Raw genomic sequence first — 934 nt, forward strand, 5'->3', positions numbered from 1 at the left:
CAACGCTTTTCGCAAGTTACTACGTCCTTCATCGCCTCTGACTGCCAAGGCATCCACCGTATACGCTTGGTCACTTAACCATACAACCCAAATGAGTTTCACTTACGTGAACATCATCCTGCACTTTGCGTTAACAGCGTGCCAGATTGTATCGCAACCAGCTTGGTTTTTACTTGATAGTTTGCATCCGCTTTCGCGTCGCAAACTCGCCTTAGTTTTTTAGAATATTCAAGACACTTAAACAGTGTTTTGAGAACTCAATGTTTAATACGTCACCTAAAATAAAGTGCCGCATCAAACGATTTGCAATTAATCACATGACAGACTCATGCAATTAATTACTATCAGCTTTCCAAATTGTTAAAGAGCGGGCTTAAAAAAGCCAAAGATAAAATTTCGTTTATCTTTGGCATCTCTTACCAATGCATGTCTTTGTGGAGCAATATGAGTGTAAACAATCCGCGTTAATAGCGTATTGACCAAACCAATTGAACCAACAAGTAAATGGTGGAGCTATGCGGGATCGAACCGCAGACCTCCTGCGTGCAAGGCAGGCGCTCTCCCAGCTGAGCTATAGCCCCATTTACATGCAGTTGAGATTTTACGTTTACCTTCAAAGAAGGTCTTACCAAAAATTTGGCTTGCCAATCATTTCTAATCAAGGCGGTTGATAGCGACGTTTAGTTTACTAAACGAGTTATCATCCAACGCAGAGTAGGAAAGATTGGTGGGTCAGAGTGGACTTGAACCACCGACCTCACCCTTATCAGGGGTGCGCTCTAACCAGCTGAGCTACAGACCCAACGTAATTTCTCTTTCTTTCTATCAAGTAATCTGTGTGAACACTCACATGCATCGCTGCACTTTAGGTATTGAGTTAGTCGTATAGGTAAGGAGGTGATCCAGCCCCAGGTTCCCCTAGGGCTACCTTGTT

General features: G+C 43.3%; 2 tRNA genes. Both read right to left on the bottom strand.

The window, feature by feature from the left end:
• Positions 1-505 precede the first annotated feature (505 nt).
• A tRNA-Ala gene (locus GQA99_RS20140) sits at positions 506-581 on the bottom strand.
• A gap of 144 nt (positions 582-725) precedes the next feature.
• A tRNA-Ile gene (locus GQA99_RS20145) sits at positions 726-802 on the bottom strand.
• Positions 803-934: the final 132 nt, after the last annotated feature.

The organism is Shewanella litoralis (assembly GCF_009828585.1).
Taxonomy (GTDB): Bacteria; Pseudomonadota; Gammaproteobacteria; order Enterobacterales; family Shewanellaceae; genus Shewanella; species Shewanella litoralis.